Genomic DNA, 16,116 nt, shown 5'->3' with positions numbered 1-16,116 from the left:
GCACCGTTTTCAAAAGGATGTATGATTAAAAAAGTGTTTCCGATGGTCGGAACATTTGATCATAGCGCCAGTTTGGGGACGGGCGCATTTTTTCCCTCAGGAGGAAGAAATGACGACGTACCCAACCTGCGTTCGCGGGATCTACTCGATTCTGCTGGCCTCCTCGGCTCTCGTGGCCGTCAGCTTCACCACCCCCGCATCGGCGCAAAGCAATATTCGGCCGGTCATGTCGGCTGCGCAGTGCCAACCCCTTACCCAAGGCAACTATGAGATGTGCTGCATCGCGCTCAACCGCGGCAGCATCATGTCGGACGACCAGCTGGCGCAATGCCCGCCGCTGACGACATCGCTGGTCTCGGCCGTCCTGGCCGGCAGCGAGAACAATGGCGGGACCGGCGGCGCGGGTGGCACCGGCAGTGAAAATGACGGCGACGACGGCGATGATGGTGACGACGGCGACGACGGTGACGATGGCGACGATGGCGACGATGGCGATGACGGTGACGACGGCGATGACGGCGACGATAACGGCGGCGGCGGTGGCGGCGGCGGCGGTGGCGGCGGTGGCGGCGGTGGCGGCGGCGGTGGCGGCGGCGGTGGCGGCGGCGGTGGCGGCGGCGGTGGCGGTGGCGGCGGCGGTGGCGGCGGTGGCGGTGGCGGCGGTGGCGGTGGCGGCGGTGGCGGTGGCGGCGGTGGCGGCGGCGGCGGTGGCGGTGGCGGCGGTGGCGGCGCCGACTGATCGATCACTCGCCTGATCACGTGTTGAACGCAGTGAGCCGGGCGGCATTGCCGCCCGGCTTTTTCATTGTCCGGTCTAGAGGCGGCGTTGTTGCCGCTTCGGCATTCGGGCTATTTGGAAACCGCCGAATAGCGGTCGTCGGACAGGGTCATGCCCATCACGAGACCCTTGACCCTGGCGTTCACCGCCACCTTTCGCACTTCCTGGAACATGAAGATGAAGGGCGAAACGCGGCTGTGCACCTTCTGGATCGCCTCATACATGCCCTTGCGCGTCGACGTGTCCAGTTCGCGCACGGCCGCCATGGCCTCGGGTGAAAGCGGCCCCGCGTTCCAGCCGAAACGATCGGTGATGCCTTCCGAACCATCTGGCGCATCCTGCTTGTTGACCGAAAAGGCCTTGGCGTTGGAATGCGGGTCGGGATAATCCGGCCCCCACAGGCCAAGCCAGATGTCGAGGTCGTGATTGCGGTAGCGGTCGAGCCATTCGCGGCCGCCGACGATCTGCAGGTTGAGCTTCACGCCGGCCTTGGCCATGCTGGCCTGGATGGCCTTGGCGAATTCGGTGTAGGGCAGGGTGTCCCAGACCACCATGTCGAGCGAAAATTCACCGCTGACGCCGCCCTCGGCGAGCAATTCCCTGGCCCTGGCGACATCGAAGCTGAAGGGGGTGTAGTCGATCGCGCCGAGAAAACCCTTCGGTATCATGGTCTGATGGACCTCCATCATGCCGCGCGAGACGGTGTCGACCATGCCCTGATAGTCGATCATGTATTTCATCGCCTCGACCACCTTGGGGTTGGCGAGATACTGGTTCCTGACGTTCAGGCCCATGTAGTAGATGTTGCCGGATCGGCCGCTGACGACGGCAAGTTTCGGGTTGTTGGCGATGGTGTCGAAATCGTCGGGCCCGAGCCGGTTGGCGATGTCGATGTCGCCGGCCTCGAGCAATTGGCGCTGGACGGCGCTCTCGGCGACATGACGGATCAGGATGCTGTCGACCTTCGGCGCGGCGCCCCAGTAGTTGTCATTGCGCGTCAGCAGGATCGACTGCCTCGGCTGCCACTTGCTGAGCGCGAACGGGCCGGAGCCGGCGGAGTTGTCGGCCTTCAGCCAGGCATTGCCATAGTCGCCATCGACTTCATGCGTCTTGACGATCTTGCTGTCGACGATGCCGCCGATATAGGACGACAGGCAGTAGAACAGGAAGCTCGGCGCATAGGTGTCGGCGATCTCGATGACCAGGGTCTGGTCGTCGAGGGCCTTGATGCGGTCGTCGACGTTTTCCGGCGAGAAGCCGAACTGGCCGATGATGAAGGCCGAGCGCGACTTCAGGTGGACGACCCGGCGCAGAGAATATTCGGCGTCCCACGCGGTAACGGGATTGCCTGAGGCAAAGCGCGCCCTGGGGTTCATCTTGAAGGTGAAGGTTCGGCCATCGGGTGAAATCGTCCAGCTCTCGGCGAGCACGCCGATGATCCTGGTCGGGTCGTTGACGTCGAAGCTGACCAGCGACTGGTAGATCTGGGTGCTGGCAAGCACGCCGCCGACCTCGCCCACCTCGTTGGGGTCGAGCGTCATGACGTCGTCGATGGCGTCGGCGACGATGAGCGTATTCGCGGGCGTTTCGGCAAAAGCCATCGACGCGGCAAGAACCGCGCCGAAGATCGCTCCGGCCATGGCCTTCAGAAAACGCATACCTGTCCCCTCATGGGCCTTTGCTGCGGCCCCAACTATCGGCCCGGCGACGTCGATGAGAAAATCGTCGCAATGGGCCGATTTGTGAATTGGTTATATTCTTTATTCTGCATGTGAACATCGAATTCGGTCGCCGGAATGAATTTCTAATTCAATGGCATATGGTCGTATCTCATTCCGGAATTCCCGGAAATTTCGGGCGTAATTGCCGTGTGCGTGGCCTTCCGGTAGACTATAAATGTGGCCGACGCCTGTTTTTAGAACGTTTTTCCGGGGAGTAGTCCGATGCGTTTTTCTCTGATCGCCGCAGTCATTACTGCTGGCCTGGCCTTCGCCACCGGCGCGCAGGCCGAGCGCCTGACCGACCAGCCGCTGGTCGATGCAGCCTGGCTGAAGTCCAATCTCGGCAACAAGAGCCTCGTCGTCCTCGACGTGCGCGACGCGGCCAAGGATGGCAATCCCTATGACAAGGGCCATGTGCCGGGTGCCATCAACGCTCCCTACGCGACCGCCGGCTGGCGCGCCGAGGTGAACGGCGTCCCCGGCATGCTGCCGCCGCTGGAGACGATCACCAAGACCATCGGCGACCTCGGCGTCAGCAATGACAGCCATGTCGTCATCGTGCCGAACGGCACCGACTCTTCCGAATTCGGCGCTGCAACGCGCGTCTACTGGACCTTCAAGGTGCTTGGCCACGACGCCGTGTCGATCCTGGATGGCGGCGCACGCGCCTGGGAAGCCGCCGGCGGCGAACTTTCGGCCGAAGCGGCCAAGCCCACGGCAGCCACCTTCAAGGGCGAGCTGAAGCAGGAGCTTCTCGCCACCACCGCCGATGTCGAGAAGGCCCGCGCCGACGGCACCAAGCTGATCGACGGCCGCCCGGCCGCGCAGTTCAGGGGCGAGGCCAAGAGCCCGGTCGTCCGTGCTGCCGGCACCATTCCCGGTTCGAAGAACCTCGAAAACAGCAAGCTCTACGACGCCGACAAGGCTTCGTTCGCCTCGAAGGAGACCGTCGGCAACCTTTCCCAGTCCGTCGGCCTCGGCAAGGACGAGCAGAACATCGCCTTCTGCAACACCGGCCACTGGGCGTCCGTCGTGTGGTTCGGCCTGAGCGAGATCGAAGGCAACAAGAACACCAAGATGTATGACGGCTCGATGGCCGAATGGGCCGCCGATCCGGCCCGCCCGGTGCAGCCCGGTTCCTGATCTCTCGCAAGGCAGATCCGAGATGAAAGGTGTCCAGGAGCGATCCTGGACATCTTTCGTTGAACGGGTCATCCCAGATCAATTGAAGTTCACGACAGAATTGACATGACACAGATCAATCTCGCGACCCCGGCGCCGGCGGCGCCCGTCAATCTCGACAAGGGACCGGTCATCTTCGTCGGGCTGGCCTTCGTGCTTGGCGCGCTGGCCATCGGCGAGGCGATCAGCCTGCGCCAGGCAGTCCTGTTCCTCATCGGCGGCCTGCTCGGGCTGACGCTCTACCACGCCTCGTTCGGCTTCACCGGCGGCTGGCGGCGGTTCGTCGTCGAGCGGCGCGGGAACGCCATCCGGGCGCAGATGCTGATGATCGCGGCGGCATCGGTCGCGTTCATCCCGCTGCTGGCCCTGGGCAGTGCCAATGGCCAGGCACTGGTCGGGGCGTTCGCGCCTGTCGGCGTGTCGGTGCTGGTGGGAGCGGCGATGTTCGGCCTCGGCATGCAGCTCGGCGGCGGTTGCGGCTCGGGCACGCTGTTCACGGTCGGCGGCGGCAGCTCGCGCATGCTGGTGACGCTGATGTTCTTCATCGTCGGGGCGCTGATCGGCACGGCGCACCTGCCGTGGTGGCTGGAACTGCCGGCGCTGCCGGAGATCAGCCTCGGCAGGACGCTCGGCGTGCCCGGCGGCGTGACCGTCACGCTGCTCGGCCTCGGGGCCGTTGCCGCGCTGACCGTGCTCGTGGAACGCCGCGCCCATGGCGGGCTCGAAAAGACCAAGCCTGCACCTCGCCGCGGCGTGGCGCGGCTGCTGCACGGCCCGTGGCCGCTGGTTGCCGCCGGGCTCGGGCTTGCCGGCCTCAACATCGCGACGCTGGTGACGGCGGGCCATCCGTGGTCGGTGACCTTCGGCTTCGGCCTGTGGGGCGCCAAGGCGGCGCAGGCGGTCGGCGTGCCGGTCGAGACCTGGGCGTTCTGGAACTGGCCCGGGCCGGCCAAGGCGCTGGGCTCGAGCGTGCTTGCCGACATCACTTCGGTGATGAATTTCGGCATCATCCTGGGGGCAGCACTCGCCGCCGGCCTCGCCGGCAAGTTTGCGCCCAAGGTCCATGTGCCGTTCGCCTCGTTCCTGGCGGCGGCCGTCGGCGGCGTGCTGATGGGCTATGGCGCGCGGCTGTCCTTCGGCTGCAATGTCGGCGCGCTGTTCTCCGGCATCGCCTCTGGCAGCGTGCATGGCTGGCTGTGGTTCGCCTCGGCCTTCGTCGGCAGTCTCGGCGGGGTCGCGCTGCGTCCGCTCTTCGGTCTCGATGGGTTCAAGAAATGAGCGCGCGCAACACCCTCCTGTTCGGCACCGCCTTCCTCGCCGCCACCTCGGCGGTCGCGGTCGACCATTACCGTTTTGCCACGCCGAAGCCGGCACCTGCGGCGAGCGCTCCGGCGACGCCCTGTGCAGCCGGCAGCCCGTGCGCTGCAGGCAATCCTTGTGCGGCGGGGTCACCATGCGCTGCGGCCTCGCCGTGTTCGGCCGCTTCGCCCTGCGCGGCGGCTCCCTGTGCGGCGGCTTCTCCATGTGCAGCTGCTGCCCCTTGCGCTGCCGCGTCCCCATGTGCGGCAGTATCCCCGTGCTCCGCAGCCGCGCCGTGTTCCGCCGCTTCGCCATGCTCGGCGGCTCCTGCTCCGGCGGCGGCCTCGCCCTGCGCCGCAGCACCGGCTGCATCGCCTTGTGCTGCCGCACCTGCAGCCTCGCCTTGCGCGGCCCAGCCGCAATAGGCCAAGCTGCGGCCTGGAGGCCGACGATGGACGAGACAAGATCAGAGGCGGCGCGGCAGGCGCTGTTCTGCGAACAGGTATTGGCCAAGTCGGGCAGCAACGTGTTGCTCGAGACGCTGCGCGAGGCGAAATCGGTCGCGGCCTGGGAGCACTTTCCGCAGGGCGACGTGTTCGATCCGGAGACGGGCGCGCAGTGGTATTATCACAGCCATCCGCCGCAGGAGGGCCAGGCCGAGCACGGCCATTTCCATTGCTTCGTCCGGCCGGAAGGCGCGAAAGGGCCGATCCACCATCTCGTCGCTGTCGGCGTCGATGCCTATGGCAGGCTGGTCAGGCTGTTCACCGTCAACCAGTGGGTCGTCGGCGACGACTGGCTGGAGGCCGAAGGCACGGTGGCGCTGCTGCCGCGCTTCGACCTGCATTTCGCTAGGCCGTCCTATCTGGTCAATCGCTGGCTGGCCGCGGTGCTCGCGCTCTATGCCGACGAGATCGCGGCATTGATCCGCGAGCGCGACAAGGTGCTGGCCGGGCACCGGCCCGATAATGGCACTCCAGCGCGCGACGACCGCGCGCTGGAGGTGACGTCCGAGCTTGGCGTCGACCTTCGCCAGACGGCCGCCGGGCTCGGCGTCTGATCAGATCTCCCGCAGGATGATGCCGACCGCCTTGTCGACCACGGGGTGCAGGCCGCTGGCATAGAACGACAGGCGGTTGCCGGAGCCGACATTGCTGGTCATGGCGATGGTCAGGCGCGATGCCGGATCGTGCTCCATCACAGTGACATATCCCGGGATGCTGCCCTGGTGGCCGAGCACCAGGCGCCCGGCATATTCGCTGGCGATCAGGCCGGCCCCGGTCTCGCGCAGACGGGTGCCGGGGTAGCTGACCGTGGAGCGGCCGTCCTTCATGGCGGCGAGCAGCGGCGCCGGCAACAGCCTGCCCCCGAGCAAGCCGTTCATGAAGCCGATGAGGTCGGCCGGCGTCGAAACCATGTCGCCGCAGCCATAGGCACCGGAGAACGGGAACGAATCCGAGGAATCCTGCAACTCGTCGGAGTAGGGCAGGACGCCGTCCATGCGCCACATCTCGCCGCCTTTTGCCAGTGCCGAGCTGGCGTCGGCGGCAGGCTTCGGGCGGTGGTAGTAGCCGCGCACCATGCGCGCCCCGGGGAAGGCTTCGGTTGCCGGCGACCAGGTATCCCCAAGGCCGAGCGGGACGAGCACCTTGCGGCGGACATATTCGCCGAGCGAAAGGCCCGACGCCGCCTCGATCAGCATGCCGGCCAGCACATAGCCGGTGTTGTTGTAGACGGCGGCACCGCCGGGTGGGGTCTGGCCGCCGACCTTGAAGGCGAGATCGACGAGCTGGGCCGGGGTCCACACCCGGCTCGGGTCCATCGGGATGTCGTATTCGAATTCCGGCAGGCCGCCGCGATGGTTGACGAGCTGGAGCACCGTCACCTCACCGGAGCGCGGCAGGTCGGGGAACCATCCGGCGATGGGGGCGTCGAGCTCGGCCTTGCCTTCCTCGACCAGCTTCATCAGCGCCGCGGCCACGAAGGTCTTGGTGCAGCTGCCGATCTTGAACAGCCGGTCGGGCGTGACCGGCACGTTGCCGGGCCGGTCGGCAAGACCGGCGGTCACGGCGAGGGTTTCGCCATCTCCCAGCGAGAAGGCGAGGGAGGCCCCCACCGCGCCATCGGCGCGGTAGGTTTCGAGCAGACGGTTCAGTTTTTCGAGCATGACGATCTGCTCTCCTCGGCTGTTGGACGGCTTACTCGGTGATGTCGACGCCGGCGAAATTCTGCCGGCCGAACGGATCGAGCACGTAGTTGACGACGCTGTTGCGCACCGGGATCGAAACGACCGAATGGGCGATCGGGGCAAGCGGCACCTCGGCCTTCAGGATCGCCTGCGCCTGCTTGTAGATCTCCGCGCGCCTGGCCGGATCGGCGCTGACGCGGCCATCCGTGAGCAGCTTCTCGAAGTCCTGGTTGCACCAGCGCGCACGGTTGGAGCCGCCGGCGACGCCGTCGCACGAGAGCAGGTAGCTCAGCATGTTGTCGGGGTCGCCGTTGTCGCTGCTGCCGCCGAGCAGGAAGGCGTCGTGCTCGCCCTTGGCGGTGCGGGCAAGATATTCGCCCCATTCGAAGGTGACGATCTCGGATTTCACGCCGACTGCCGCCCAGTCGGCCTGGATCATCTCGGCCATGCGGCGTGCATTGGGATTGTAGGGGCGCGACACCGGCATGGCCCAGAGCTTGACCGACAGGTCAGCCTCGTGGCCCGCTTCCTTGAGTAGCGCCTTGGCACCCTCGGGGTCGTAGTCGATGCCGGCATCCTTGACGGCGCCGATCTGTGCGGGCGGAACCACGCTGCCGGCGACGGCGCCGGCGCCCTGGTAGACCGACTCGATGATCGCGTCGCGGTTGACGGCCTTGGCGAGCGCGGTGCGCACGCGCACGTCACCGAGCGGCTGATGTTCGACATTGAAGCCGAGAACGCCGATGTTCTGGCCCTCAAGATTGTGGACGGTGATGTTGGGATCGCCCTTGAGTTCTGCCGCGGCAGCCGCCGGCGGAGGGGCCGCGACCTGGCATTCATCGGCCTTGATGCGCTCGACGCGGATCGTCGGTTCGGGCGTGATGGCGAAGACCAGCGTGTCGATCTTTGGTGCGCCGTTCCAGTAGTCCTTGTTGGCGGCGTAGCGGATCTGAGCATCCTGCTGGTAGGCCTGGAGCATGAAGGGACCGGTGCCGACCGGCATCTGGTCGATCAGTTCGGGCGTGCCGGCGGCGACCATCTTTTCGGTCTGCTCCGCCGACAGGATGGACAGGTAGTCGAGCGCTATGCCGGGCAGGAAGGTGACGTTCGGCGCGTTCAGCGTGAAGCGCACGGTGTAGTCGTCGACTTTCTCGATCTTGTCGATCATCGCGCCCATTCCGAGCGCGTTGAAGTACTCGTAAGCCGCGTTGGCAAGCTTGTGGTAGGGATTGTCGGCATTGCGCTGGCGATCGAAGGTGTAGAGCACGTCGTCGGCGTTGAACTCGCGCGTCGGCGTGAACTTCTCGTTGGCGTGGAACTTGACGCCCTTGCGCAGATGGAAGGTGTAGACCTTGCCGTCCTCGGAAACGTCCCACTTCTCGGCGAGAGCCGGCCCGACCTCGGTGGTGCCCGGCTTGAACTCGACCAGGCGGTTGAAGATCGTCTTGGCCGCAGCGTCCATGGTCGAGTCGGCGGTGCCGATCATCGGGTTGAAGGTCTCGGGGCTGGCCTCCGAGCAGTAGACCAGCGTCTTGGCATAGGACTGGCCGGCAAAGAGCATAGTCGAGGCGACGAGCGCCGTACGCAGAATACCCAAGGATTTCATCGCAAAGCTTCCTGCTTTCCTGTTGACGTAACCGCGCGGCGGGTCTCCTCCCCGCGCCAACCGATGTGCGGAATGGTGGTGTCGAGCCTCAGCGCGTTTCCGCGGCGCGCGAGGGGTCTAAAAATCGTTGCGGCGACAGCGCGTCGTAGCTGACGCCGAGATCGGCCAGATCGGCTGGAATGGGGTCGCCGCGCATCAGGGCGGACGACAGCCTGGCCAGCGTCAGCGACACCTGGAAGCCGTAGCCGCCCTGGCCGCCGAGCCAGAAGAAGCCGGGCAGGCGCGGATCGAAGCCGGCAACCGGGCTGCGGTCGGGCGAAAAGGTGCGCAGGCCGGCCCAGGGCGTCTGCGGGCGGCCGACCACCAGGCCGGTCGCTTCCTCGATGTTGTAGGCGGCGGTGGCGACGTCGATGTCCTCGGGATAGGCATCGCAGGGCTCGCTGTCGGTCTCGTCGGCGAGCGAGCCGATCAGGCGCCCGGCATCGGGCTTGAAGTAGAAGCGCTCGTGCAGGTCGACGACAAGCGGCCATTTTCGCGCGTCGATGCCCTCCGGCGCGTCGAACAGGAAGGCGGTGCGCCGCTTGGGCCTGAAGCCGAGGCCGGAAAGCCCGGCGCGTCCAGCGACGACGTCCACCCAGGCGCCGGCGGCGTTGACGACGATGTCGGCGTCGTGGGTGCCCGTTGTGGTGGTGACGCGGAAGCCGTCGGCACCGCGCGCGATTTCGAAAACGTCCGATGACACCAAGATGGCGCCGCCGGCGGCCTTGAGGGCTGCGGCCTGGGCCTGGACCATCTTGCCGGTGTCGATGTCCTTGGCGTCCGGCTCGTAGACGCCGCCGCAGGTGCGTTCCGGGGCAATGGAGGGGACCAGCGCAGTCACTTCGGCGGCACTCAGCCTCTGCACGCCCGGCACCAGCGCCTTCTGCTCCCCGGCCATGCGGTCGATGGCCTGGCCATCGTCGGGACCGCCGAAATGCAGGGCGCCGCGGGTATGCTCGACAAAGCCGCCGTCGAGGATCGCCTGCCGGCTCGCCACTGACAGCGCGCGCACCAGGGCGTTGCCGTAGGTCTCCGAAAACAGCGCCGCCGAGCGCCCGCTGGCGTGATAGCCGAGCTGGCTTTCGCGTTCGATCACGGTCACCTCCGCCCATTGCTGGACACTGGCGGCGAGCGAGAGGCCGGCAATGCCTCCGCCGATGATGATCACTTTCTTGGGTTGGGAACTTTCGTGCATGGCTATCCGTAAAATCATTTTCTGATACGGTCAATATTTAGCGTATAGGAAAAATTTTGGCGAATCTTGCGGTGCTGGGGGAGTTCGATTAGCTACTGAGGTCGGTGATGGAGATGGCCATGTCGGAACAGCCCAATCTCGGCGACTGCCTGCGCAGCCTCAGGAAGCAGCATGGCTGGACGCTGCAGGATGTCAGCCACCTGACCGGCGTGGCGGTGTCGACGCTGTCGAAGGTCGAGAACGACCAGATGTCGCTGACCTATGACAAGCTGCTGCAGGTCTGCGCCGGGCTTGGCATCCACGTCACCGAGCTGCTCAGCGGCGACAGCAGGCAGCCTTCGGCGCGGACGCGCCGGTCGGTTGCGTCACCCGTGAACACGCTGCGCCAGCTGACGCGCAACTACGATTATCATTACCTCGCCACCGACCTGGTGAAGAAGCGCATGGTGCCGATCCTGGCCCATGCCCGGGCACGGACGCTGGAGGAGTTCGGCCCCTTGACCCGGCACGCCGGCGAAGAGTTCCTGATCGTGCTGAAAGGCGAGATCGAACTCCACACCGACCAGTATGCGCCGGTGCGGCTGAAGGCGGGCGAAAGCGTCTATATCGATTCGACCATGGGCCACGCCTATCTCTCGATCGGCGAGGGCGATGCCGAGATGCTGTGCGTCTGCTCCGGCGAGGAGCCCGATATGGAAAAGACGCTGTTCAGCCTCAACGACAACGAGGCGCTGGGCTCGTAAGGCAAAAAAGCGCAGCACTGGTGCTACGCTTCTCCGTAACTTGACTCTTGCAACGTCAGGCGACCCGGCGGCCTTCGCGCCAGACGGTGCGGACGACGGGCACGTGCTCGTCGACGCGGACGCGCACGAGGTCGCCCCGGCGGCCGGCTTCGATGACGCCGCGGTCGGTCAGGCCGACGGCGTCCGCCGGGTTCTTCGAGACCATCGCCATTGCCTGGGGAAGCGAGATGCCGTCGACGACTTCGCCGAGGAAGAACGCCGACTGGATCAGGCTGAACGGGATGTAGTCGGACGACAGGATGTCGAGCAGGCCGTGTTCGGCAAGGGCGCGGGCCGAGACGTTGCCGGAATGCGAGGCGCCGCGCATGACGTTGGGCGCGCCCATCAGCACGCCGAGGCCGGCGCCCTTGGAGGCATTGGCGGCTTCAAGCGTGGTCGGGAACTCGGCGACTCGGATGCCCTGGGCGATCGCCTCGTCGACATGGGCGACAGTCGCGTCGTCGTGGCTGGCCAGCACGATGCCGCGCTCATGGCAGGAAGCCGAGATGACGTCGCGGTTGGGCCTGGAGTTGCGGGCGGACTCGCCCATGCGCTTGTCGCAGAAAGCCTTGAACTCGACGTCGTTCAGCTTGAGCTTGCGCTGGTAATAATAGGCATAGGTCTCGATATCGACGAACTGGCGCTGGCCCGGGGCATGGTCCATCAGCGAGGCCAGCTTGACGCGGTCGTCGCCGTCGAAGACGGCAAAGCTCTCCTGGCAGTCGCCAGCCGAAACTTCGCAGCGCAGGTGGATGAAGTGGTCGGCACGGACGCGGTCGGCGCGCACGCTGTCCTCGATGGCGTTGGCGAGCAGCCGCATGTCGGCCGAGGTCATGTCGGCATCCTCGTCCATGCCCACCCGCAAAGCGTCGAAGACGGTGGTGATGCCGGCTGACGCCACCTGCGCGTCATGGGCGAGCACGGCGGCGATCGGGTTCCAGCGGACGCGCGGGCGCGGGGCGTAGTGGCCTTCGAGATGGTCGGTGTGGAGCTCGACAAGGCCGGGGATGACGAAGTCGCCTGCCATGTCCTCGCCGATGGCGCTGGGGCCGGTGGAGATTTCGGCGATGTTGCCGTTGCGGACGACGATGGAGCCGTCGATCACCTCGTCGGCAAGGACGATGCGGGCGTTTTTCAGGACTAGGTCGGTCATCTCAGGCGGTCTTTCTCTCGGCTTGCTTGCCCAGGGCATGATAGCTCAGCACCTCGAAAGGCGCTCCGGCGGTCGGCTCGACGAACAGCGCCAGCCCGTCGACGGGGACCGGCCTGTCGAGCACGCTGCCCAGGCATTGTTCGATGGCGCTGCGCACGCGCGCCGCTTCCTCGGCGGCGACGCGGCCGGTCAGGGTCATGTGGAAACGGAAGGTGTCGAAGACGTATGGGTAGCCCCACTGGCTGAGGTTGCGGCATTCCTGCGGCGACAGCGCTTCGGGGTTGCGACGGGCGATCTCGGCGTCGGTGAGCGGTGCGCGGAACGGCTCGAACGCCTTGACGACATCGCCGGCAAAGCCCTGCAGTTCAGGCAGCGGCTCAGCCGGGACCAGGGCGAAGAAGCTGTCGATCCGGGCGAGCATCAGGCGCGGGATGGCGAAGGGAGCAACGTCGCTGGCGAAGGCGGCGACCGCATCGACCAGCGACGTCTCGGAGGCATCGTCGGCGAGGCGGAATGGTGCCTTGAGCGTGGCGTGAAAACCGTAGCGGCGCGCAGCCGCCGTGTGGAACGCGACCTCGGCAGCCGACAGGTCGCCAAAGGCCCTGGCCGGCGTCACGTGGCCGCCGAACGCATCGCGTCCGAGCCAGCCGGCCGCGATGCGGCACAGCGGATCATCATGCTCTGGCGTGAAATAGACGGCGTAGCGCATGGCGCGGTTCCCTAGGCTTTCGCCCGATAGATGATTTGCATGACAGTTTGACGAAGTAGTGGCCGAGTTTCTTGGCTTTGCAAGGGCCGACCTGAAAAGTTCAGTGACTGGACTTGCCTCCGATCAGGCGGTGGCGCAACGCGGTCGAGATATTGTCGAAGATGAAGACCACGGCAAGGATGAGCAGCACCATGTAGGCGACGTTCTCCCAGTCGGAATTGGTGCGCATCGCTTCCCACAACTTGAGGCCGATGCCGCCGGCGCCGACGGCGCCGATGATGGTGGCCGAGCGGGTGTTCGATTCCCAGAAGTAGAGCGACTGGCTGATCAGCACCGGCAGCACCTGCGGGACGACGCCGTAGCGCTGGACCGATGCCGGCGAGGCGCCGACCGAGCGCATGCCCTCGCGCTGCTTGTCGTCGATGTTTTCCAGTGCCTCGGAGTAGAGTTTGCCGAAGGTGCCGGTGTCGGTGACGAAGATCGCCGAGATGCCGGCGATGGGGCCGGGGCCGAAGGCGCGGGTGAAAAACAGCGCCCAGATCAGCATGTCGACCGAGCGCAGGAAATCGAAGAAGCGCTTGGCGACCTGGTTGACGAGGCGGTTGCGGGTGATGTTGCGCGCCGCCAGGAAAGCCAGCGGGAAGGCGAGCAGGCTGGCGAACAATGTGCCGACGAAGGCCATGACGATGGTCTGCAGGAGCTTGGTCCAGACGTCGCCATGCTGCCATTCGGAGTTGTTGACGATGTTGTCCCAGGCAAGGGCGGCATTCGACCTCCTGGGATCGAGGCGGTCGCCGGAGACGACCAGCGCGAAGACCTCGCCCGTCGACTTGCCCCAGAAGGGCGAGTTGGCGTCGAAGACGAAGTTCTCCCATCCGAGGAAACGGTGGCGGATCTTGACGTCGTCGGCGTCGATCTGGGCGCTGCCGGCAAAGCCGAAATCGACCGTGATCTTTTCGCCGGGGGCCCTTTGCGTCGCCCAGGCCGGCAGTTCGCCGGCAATGGTGATGCTCTTTTCCGGCGCGACGGCGATGTCGAGCGTCTCGTCGCCACGCGACACCCGCACGCTGGACGGCGTGATCTCGATGCGGCCGCGGCCGTCGATTTCGACCGTGACGCGGCTGGCGGCAGCCTTGTTGGCCGCAGGTGCGGCCGCCGTCGCCGCGGGCTGGTCGAAGCTCAGCCATTCGGGATGGCGGTCGGCGCGGTAGGAGGCGAAGCGCGGATAGCCGATGTCGAGGCGGTCGTCCTTGAAGTCGATCTGCGGCCGGATTTCATAGGACACCCAGTCGGCGAGATAGGTGCCGGCGATGCCCCAGTTGCCGCCGGCAAGCACCGCGCCGACGGCGAAGAACCACCAGGCAAAGACGAGGTAGGCGACGAGGCCGGCGCCGATCGCCCAGCCCTTCAGGCTCTTGCGCCAGGAGCCGGTGAAGACGTCGGGGTGACGGTCGGCGATCGACTGCATGTCGGCCGTGGAAAGGCTGGTCATGATGTTATTCCCCGCGGCCGAAGGCCTGCTCGCCGACGAGCTTCTTGCGCAGCCAGGCGGAAAGCTGGTCGACGGCGACGATGGTGCAGAACAGGAGGAGGATGATGGCGATGGTCTTGGCTTCGTGGGTGCGGCTGATCGACAGGCGCAGCGCCTCGCCGATGCCGCCGCCGCCGACCGCGCCGATGATGGTCGAGGCGCGCACGTTGATCTCGAGCCGCAGCAGGGCGTAGCTCAGGAAGTTGGGCATGACCTGCGGCACGATGCCGAACCAGACGCGCTCGGGCCAGTTGCCGCCGACGGCGCGCAGGCCTTCGTCGGCCTTCATGTCGGCGTTCTCGACCACCTCGAAGAACAGCTTGCCGAGCGCGCCGATGGTGTGCAGCGACACCGCGATGATCGCGGGGATCGCTCCCATCGACAGGATGGCGAGGAAGAAGCCGGCAATGACGATCTCGGGGAAGGCGCGCAGGATCTCGAGGAAGCGGCGGACGAAGAAGCGGAGCCAGCGCTGGGTCACCAGATTGGACGCGGCGAGGAAGCAGAGCAGGAAACCGAAGGCGAAACCGATCAGTGTCGAGACCAGCGCGACGTTGATCGTCTCAAGCATCTTGTAGACGTATTCGGGCAGGTAGAACGAGCTGTCGAACAGGTACATCCGGCCGTCGGGATAGTCGAACTTCAGGCTGCCGTCGTCGTAGGGCGAGGGCAGGTCGAACAAGGCGCGCCAGACCTCTAAGCCGTCGCGCGGGATCATCTGGTCGACGAAGTCGAAGAAATGCGGCAGCCGGTCGAAGAACTTGCCGGCGTTGCTTTCATTGGCGAACCAGAGCGAGCCGGACAGGGCGACGAGCAGGAAGATCAGCCCGCCGGCAGTGTAGAGGCGGCGGCGGCCGGCGAGTTCGCGCCAGTGGCGCTCGACCGCGAGGCCGGCTTCCGAGAGTGGCATAGTCATGAAAAGTTCCGTCCGATCCCGGATCAAAGAGGGACGCGCCGCGGGTTGGCCGCGACGCGTCGATGTCGGCCGTAGGGCTTAGCTGCCGATCTGCGCCTTGCGGGCGTCGATCACCGGCTGGTAGAATTCCGGGGTCACTTCGGTGAAGCCCTTGAAGTCGCCGCCCTGGATGGCCGAGAAGCAGGCCGGGTCGGTTTCCGGCAGCTTGACCATGTAGTCCTTGAACTTGGCCTTGATGTCGGCGTCGAGCGAGGTGCGAACGACGATCGGGCCGTTCGGGATCAGCGGCGACTTCCAGACCTCGACCAGGTCGTCCATGTCGAGGATGCCCTTGTCGACCATCTTCTTGAGATTGCCCGAGGTGTAGCCGTCCTTGAACTCGCCGACGCCCGAGCCGAAGGTGGTGCCGGCGTCGAAGGTGCCCTTGAGCACTTCGAGGACGAGGTTTTCATGGCCGCCGCCGAAGCCGGTCTCGGCGACGAAGTCCTTGACGGAAACGCCGCCGAGGTCCTTCGGCAGGGCGGTGACGGGGATCAGGTAACCCGAGGTCGAGTCCGGATCGGCAAAGCCGAGCTTCTTGCCCTTGAGGTCTTCGAGCTTGGTGATGCCGGAATCCTTCTTGGCGACCATGATGGTGTAGTAGCCGGTGGCGCCGTCGGTCTGGACGGTGGTCAGGATCGGCTCGACCGCGTCCTTGTTTTCCAGGTAGATCTTGGCGTAGCCGGACGCGCCGAGTTCGGCGTAGTCGAGCGTGCCGCCGAGCAGGCCCTGTATGGTGCCGTCATAATCGGCGGCCGGGAACAGCGACACCTTCTCGACGCCGAGAACGGCAGGCAACTGGTCGACGACGCACTGGAAGTTGCGCAGGCGGTCGGCTTCGTTTTCGCCGCCGATCACGCCGATGCGGAATTCCTTGACGTCGGCGGCATGGGCCTGGCCGATCGCCAGGACGGCGAGCGAAACGGCACCCAGAAGTGCTTTCTTGAACATGGCATGTCTCCAGTTTGGCCTGGCGTC

Annotated in this window: 14 protein-coding genes; 5 read left to right on the top strand and 9 right to left on the bottom strand. The window is 65.9% G+C overall.

Features of this window, described 5'->3' with window-relative positions:
• The first annotated feature begins 109 nt into the window (after positions 1–109).
• Positions 110–739 carry a hypothetical protein gene (locus GGR00_RS14145; RefSeq protein WP_184699763.1) on the top strand — a complete coding sequence of 210 codons (630 nt, stop codon included), beginning with the start codon at positions 110–112 and terminating at the stop codon, positions 737–739.
• Between the two features lie 110 nt (positions 740–849).
• Here the strand turns inward: GGR00_RS14145 and GGR00_RS14140 are convergent, their stop codons facing one another.
• Positions 850–2,436: an ABC transporter substrate-binding protein gene (locus GGR00_RS14140; protein WP_055976186.1), complete on the bottom strand. Its 1,587-nt coding sequence runs from the start codon at positions 2,434–2,436 to the stop codon at positions 850–852.
• 285 nt (positions 2,437–2,721) lie between these two features.
• Here GGR00_RS14140 and GGR00_RS14135 point away from each other — a divergent pair, with 285 nt between their 5' ends.
• The 3 genes from GGR00_RS14135 to GGR00_RS14125 all read left to right on the top strand — a co-directional run bounded on the left by GGR00_RS14135 (position 2,722) and on the right by GGR00_RS14125 (position 6,040).
• On the top strand, positions 2,722–3,642 hold the full coding sequence (locus tag GGR00_RS14135) for a sulfurtransferase (RefSeq protein WP_055976182.1): 921 nt from the start codon (positions 2,722–2,724) through the stop codon (positions 3,640–3,642).
• A gap of 105 nt (positions 3,643–3,747) precedes the next feature.
• A complete protein-coding gene (locus GGR00_RS14130; protein WP_184699762.1) occupies positions 3,748–4,959 on the top strand; it encodes a YeeE/YedE family protein in 1,212 nt (403 codons plus the stop codon).
• Between the two features lie 472 nt (positions 4,960–5,431).
• Complete coding sequence (locus tag GGR00_RS14125; RefSeq protein ID WP_055976202.1) at positions 5,432–6,040, top strand: DUF6969 family protein; 609 nt, start codon at positions 5,432–5,434, stop codon at positions 6,038–6,040.
• Here the strand turns inward: GGR00_RS14125 and GGR00_RS14120 are convergent, their stop codons facing one another.
• The 3 genes from GGR00_RS14120 to GGR00_RS14110 form a co-directional block, all read right to left on the bottom strand.
• Positions 6,041–7,147 carry a serine hydrolase domain-containing protein gene (locus GGR00_RS14120; protein WP_055976176.1) on the bottom strand — a complete coding sequence of 369 codons (1,107 nt, stop codon included), beginning with the start codon at positions 7,145–7,147 and terminating at the stop codon, positions 6,041–6,043.
• Between the two features lie 31 nt (positions 7,148–7,178).
• Positions 7,179–8,774, bottom strand: coding sequence for an ABC transporter substrate-binding protein (locus GGR00_RS14115; protein WP_055976173.1), 1,596 nt, complete (start codon positions 8,772–8,774; stop codon positions 7,179–7,181).
• A gap of 88 nt (positions 8,775–8,862) precedes the next feature.
• Positions 8,863–10,008, bottom strand: a complete 1,146-nt coding sequence (locus tag GGR00_RS14110) for an NAD(P)/FAD-dependent oxidoreductase (RefSeq protein ID WP_184699761.1) — start codon at positions 10,006–10,008, stop codon at positions 8,863–8,865.
• Between the two features lie 119 nt (positions 10,009–10,127).
• Here GGR00_RS14110 and GGR00_RS14105 point away from each other — a divergent pair, with 119 nt between their 5' ends.
• Complete coding sequence (locus tag GGR00_RS14105) at positions 10,128–10,751, top strand: helix-turn-helix domain-containing protein (RefSeq protein ID WP_055976201.1); 624 nt, start codon at positions 10,128–10,130, stop codon at positions 10,749–10,751.
• A gap of 55 nt (positions 10,752–10,806) precedes the next feature.
• On the opposite strand, the gene GGR00_RS14100 is transcribed toward GGR00_RS14105, so the two are convergent.
• The 5 genes from GGR00_RS14100 to phnD form a co-directional block, all read right to left on the bottom strand.
• Entirely contained in the window at positions 10,807–11,943 is a 1,137-nt protein-coding gene (locus tag GGR00_RS14100; protein WP_184699760.1) for an alpha-D-ribose 1-methylphosphonate 5-triphosphate diphosphatase, read from the bottom strand.
• 1 nt (position 11,944) lies between these two features.
• A complete protein-coding gene (locus GGR00_RS14095) occupies positions 11,945–12,652 on the bottom strand; it encodes a DUF1045 domain-containing protein (RefSeq protein WP_184699759.1) in 708 nt (235 codons plus the stop codon).
• Between the two features lie 100 nt (positions 12,653–12,752).
• Complete coding sequence (gene phnE / locus GGR00_RS14090; protein WP_184699758.1) at positions 12,753–14,144, bottom strand: phosphonate ABC transporter, permease protein PhnE; 1,392 nt, start codon at positions 14,142–14,144, stop codon at positions 12,753–12,755.
• 4 nt (positions 14,145–14,148) lie between these two features.
• Positions 14,149–15,099 (bottom strand): phosphonate ABC transporter, permease protein PhnE, encoded by a 951-nt coding sequence (gene phnE, locus GGR00_RS14085; RefSeq protein ID WP_246441380.1) that lies wholly within the window; start codon positions 15,097–15,099, stop codon positions 14,149–14,151.
• 78 nt (positions 15,100–15,177) lie between these two features.
• Positions 15,178–16,089 (bottom strand): phosphonate ABC transporter substrate-binding protein, encoded by a 912-nt coding sequence (gene phnD / locus GGR00_RS14080; protein ID WP_184699757.1) that lies wholly within the window; start codon positions 16,087–16,089, stop codon positions 15,178–15,180.
• Between the last annotated feature and the right edge of the window lie 27 nt (positions 16,090–16,116).

The organism is Aminobacter aganoensis (assembly GCF_014206975.1).
GTDB classification, from domain to species: Bacteria; Pseudomonadota; Alphaproteobacteria; order Rhizobiales; family Rhizobiaceae; genus Aminobacter; species Aminobacter aganoensis.
Note: the sequence above shows the minus strand (reverse complement) of the source record. Positions and strands in the feature narration are given on the sequence as shown.

Bases quoted from the DNA above. Each gene is read 5' to 3' on its own strand.
- GGR00_RS14145 (WP_184699763.1), top strand. From the start codon at position 110: ATGACGACGTACCCAACCTGCGTTCGCGGGATCTACTCGATTCTGCTG.
- GGR00_RS14140 (WP_055976186.1), bottom strand. From the start codon at position 2,436: ATGCGTTTTCTGAAGGCCATGGCCGGAGCGATCTTCGGCGCGGTTCTT.
- GGR00_RS14135 (WP_055976182.1), top strand. From the start codon at position 2,722: ATGCGTTTTTCTCTGATCGCCGCAGTCATTACTGCTGGCCTGGCCTTC.
- GGR00_RS14130 (WP_184699762.1), top strand. From the start codon at position 3,748: ATGACACAGATCAATCTCGCGACCCCGGCGCCGGCGGCGCCCGTCAAT.
- GGR00_RS14125 (WP_055976202.1), top strand. From the start codon at position 5,432: ATGGACGAGACAAGATCAGAGGCGGCGCGGCAGGCGCTGTTCTGCGAA.
- GGR00_RS14120 (WP_055976176.1), bottom strand. From the start codon at position 7,147: ATGCTCGAAAAACTGAACCGTCTGCTCGAAACCTACCGCGCCGATGGC.
- GGR00_RS14115 (WP_055976173.1), bottom strand. From the start codon at position 8,774: ATGAAATCCTTGGGTATTCTGCGTACGGCGCTCGTCGCCTCGACTATG.
- GGR00_RS14110 (WP_184699761.1), bottom strand. From the start codon at position 10,008: ATGCACGAAAGTTCCCAACCCAAGAAAGTGATCATCATCGGCGGAGGC.
- GGR00_RS14105 (WP_055976201.1), top strand. From the start codon at position 10,128: ATGTCGGAACAGCCCAATCTCGGCGACTGCCTGCGCAGCCTCAGGAAG.
- GGR00_RS14100 (WP_184699760.1), bottom strand. From the start codon at position 11,943: ATGACCGACCTAGTCCTGAAAAACGCCCGCATCGTCCTTGCCGACGAG.
- GGR00_RS14095 (WP_184699759.1), bottom strand. From the start codon at position 12,652: ATGCGCTACGCCGTCTATTTCACGCCAGAGCATGATGATCCGCTGTGC.
- phnE (WP_184699758.1), bottom strand. From the start codon at position 14,144: ATGACCAGCCTTTCCACGGCCGACATGCAGTCGATCGCCGACCGTCAC.
- phnE (WP_246441380.1), bottom strand. From the start codon at position 15,099: ATGACTATGCCACTCTCGGAAGCCGGCCTCGCGGTCGAGCGCCACTGG.
- phnD (WP_184699757.1), bottom strand. From the start codon at position 16,089: ATGTTCAAGAAAGCACTTCTGGGTGCCGTTTCGCTCGCCGTCCTGGCG.